At 41.2% G+C, this 362-nt stretch carries 1 pseudogene; it reads right to left on the minus strand.

Annotated features, from left to right (window positions below):
* Positions 1–322, minus strand: a pseudogene (locus HC176_RS17700) (glycosyl hydrolase); the annotation flags it as partial.
* Positions 323–362 lie beyond the last annotated feature (40 nt).

The raw sequence follows: 362 nt of genomic DNA on the forward strand, positions 1-362 counted from the left end.
TCTTGATACGGGAATTCTCCATGACCATTTTTTGTGCTTCGCGGGTAGCATCAACAGACAACACGTTTAGCAGAGAACCTACGAGCCCCTTTTTTAACTGTTCCTCTCTATATTGATTTCTGTCGCCGGTAGCAGGACCGGTAAGATCCCAGGTGCCACTGTATTGTACCATTTGACCTACTTTTTCTTCAAGGGTCATAAGAGAAAGTACAGAGTCTATTTTTGTTTCTACGTTCTCCACCGAACTTTTAATTTCAGCAACCTGTGCCGTAGCTGAAAAGGCCGGGAAAATGCAGGCCAGGAGTAATATTCGCTTTTTCATTTTACTTGTTTATTTAGAAATATGGTTGGTCAATTTTAAT

The organism is Tamlana crocina, assembly GCF_012037625.1.